The organism is Streptomyces canus 299MFChir4.1 (genome assembly GCF_000383615.1).
Classification (GTDB): Bacteria; Actinomycetota; Actinomycetes; order Streptomycetales; family Streptomycetaceae; genus Streptomyces; species Streptomyces canus_C.
Window position 1 is genome coordinate 1 of sequence record NZ_KB911688.1, and the last position, 2,051, is coordinate 2,051.

Consider the following 2,051-nt stretch of genomic DNA (forward strand, 5'->3'; position numbering starts at 1 on the left):
TGTCGTCACTCGGTCTTTCTGAGTGTTGCTGTGGCTGTGAGCTGGGGCTTCTCAGTTCCTCTGGGTGGTGTTCGCGATGCCTGGGGGTGTCCGGAGTGTGGGGTTGGGCGGGTAGTGGCCGTCTGGCCTGCGCGTGCGTGGGTGTGTGCAGGTTGATCGAGCAGGGTGCGGTTTCAGTGGGCTGCTACTTGGCAGGGCCGGTCAGACGGTCTGGGGGTTGGTGAGGTTGTCGGGGGCGGATCTGTCGGCTGTGCTTGTGTGCTTACTCTTCGCTGGTGGTGCCGGCCTGCGGATCAAGATCGGTTTCGTGTAGGGCCAGGATGAGGTGGCTTTCGACGTCGGTCGTGGCCTCGAGGGTTGACTGGAGTTCCTGTCGGCCGTGGTCGAGGAAGGCGTCGATTGAGGTTGTGACGTGAGGCGCGGGTGGGAGAGTGGCGGCATACAGGGCGGCTGCCAGCCTGCTGTCGACATCCGTGGTCGCGTCCAACGCGTTGGTCAGGCGCTGCATGGCGGAGGCCAGCACGTCATCTACCGGCTGGGCGGCACTGCGCCTGGGGGAGCTGCTCACAGTGTGCCTCCTTGGTCCTCTTGTTCCTGGAGCATGCGCTCAAGGTTGTGACGCGCCCGGCGCAGGTTCTGGCGGACGTTGGCACTGGGGACTCCCAGTGCCTCGGCGGTCTGTGCGGGTGTGGCTCCGTCGATTTCGAAGGCCATCACCGTGCGCTGCAGAACAGGAAGTCTCCGCAACAGTTGCACGAGGTCGACCTGCTCGGCGATGTCGCCGCAGGGGTCAGGCACACCCGCTTCGGGCAGGTCGGCGGGATCCGAGGACCAAGTGTTCTGCTTGTCTTTGGCCTTGAGCCACATGCGCCAGGCGGTGGTCCGCAGCCAGGCTTCGGGGTGTGTCACTGACTGCCATGCACGTGCCAGTTGCACGAAGGCGCTCTGCACGGCGTCCTCAGCGTCGTGTCGACCTGCACCGGCGGCGATCAGAAACCCGACGGTTGGTACGAAGCGAACCCGGAAGAGAGCCCCGTACTGCTGTTCCTGTTCCGGTGACAGGCCCTGCTGCTCTTGGGGCTGCCTGGGCCGTTCTTCGACAAGTAGGCCGGCGCTCTGCTCGGGCTCGGTACGTGCGCTCTGCAGCAGCGCACGCCAGGACTTGACGGTGGGACGCCTGCGAAGCAGGGCGCGCCGTTCTCGTTCGGTCATGCCGCCCCACACGCCGAACTCCACTCGATTGTCGAGTGCGTCGGCGAGACACTCCGTTCTCACAGGGCAGTCGGTACACACTGCCTTGGCTCGGCCCCGTGCCGCTGACTGCACGTACAACTCGTCCGGATCAGTGGTACGGCAAGCTGCTTGCTCCGACCACTCAGTCACCCACGATGACACTGCTGCCCCCTTGCTTCTCAGTCGCCCGCGGTCCGCCGACTTCAATGGTGATCTTGTCGTGTTCGTCCATGACCCGGCTGCCACTGGGCAGTTCCCGGATTATCTCGCTGCGATGTCTGCTGCGGATGTGGGCCATGCTGGTGCGGCCGTGCACCCGGATCCACATCCGCAGCACGCTGGTGAGGTATCCGGCCCCGGCGGCGAGGGCTGCAATCTCATACTCCGGCATCGCTGGGGCTCCTAATCGAATGAACGCGGGCTCGTCTTCCGAGGGTGAGTGCCTGTGAGGGGACCGTTGCGTGACCTCGACGCCGGAACTTTTTTGAGTTTCTTCCTTCCGGCTGTGCAGAGCGAGGCAGTTGGGCATGCCGGACCGAGCATCTGCGGCCGTGTCAGGTCATGCGGGAAGGATGCCCACCGCGCAGAGAAGCTCCTGCTGGGTGGGGTGGAGGGTGGTCCAGCGGGTGCGTTGCTGTTCGGTCCATCGCCTGAGGGTGGGGGAGTGGTCCTGGCCGGTGTGGTGGTTGAACTTGGCTTGTTGGTAGGTGTGTTGCCAGGTCCAGTTCCAGGGTGGGTTCCACCAGGGGTCGAGGGTGTTGAGGGTGTGGGTGGTGGTGGGGGAGAGGCGGCCTTGGCGGGCGGCGCGGCGTTTTTGT

At 64.9% G+C, this 2,051-nt stretch carries 3 protein-coding genes and 2 pseudogenes; all 5 read right to left on the reverse strand.

From position 1 onward, the window contains the following. Window positions 1-262 precede the first annotated feature (262 nt). A complete protein-coding gene (locus tag H293_RS0148780; protein ID WP_020125004.1) occupies window positions 263-568 on the reverse strand; it encodes a hypothetical protein in 306 nt (101 codons plus the stop codon). Beyond that, entirely contained in the window at window positions 565-867 is a 303-nt protein-coding gene (locus H293_RS61550; protein ID WP_310591971.1) for a sigma factor-like helix-turn-helix DNA-binding protein, read from the reverse strand. The genes H293_RS0148780 and H293_RS61550 overlap by 4 nt, the downstream gene beginning before the upstream one ends. Before the next feature lie 234 nt (window positions 868-1,101). Continuing rightward, window positions 1,102-1,395, reverse strand: a pseudogene (locus H293_RS61280) (WhiB family transcriptional regulator); the annotation flags it as partial. After that, a complete protein-coding gene (locus H293_RS54230) occupies window positions 1,376-1,624 on the reverse strand; it encodes a hypothetical protein (RefSeq protein WP_020125006.1) in 249 nt (82 codons plus the stop codon). The pseudogene H293_RS61280 and the gene H293_RS54230, both read right to left, overlap by 20 nt. 168 nt (window positions 1,625-1,792) lie before the next feature. Then, window positions 1,793-2,051: pseudogene (locus tag H293_RS0148790) on the reverse strand (helicase associated domain-containing protein); the annotation flags it as partial.

What these genes read in the sequence shown, in the direction of transcription:
- H293_RS61550 (WP_310591971.1), bottom strand. Translation starts at nt 867, where the DNA reads ATGTGGCTCAAGGCCAAAGACAAGCAGAACACTTGGTCCTCGGATCCC.
- H293_RS54230 (WP_020125006.1), bottom strand. Translation starts at nt 1,624, where the DNA reads ATGCCGGAGTATGAGATTGCAGCCCTCGCCGCCGGGGCCGGATACCTC.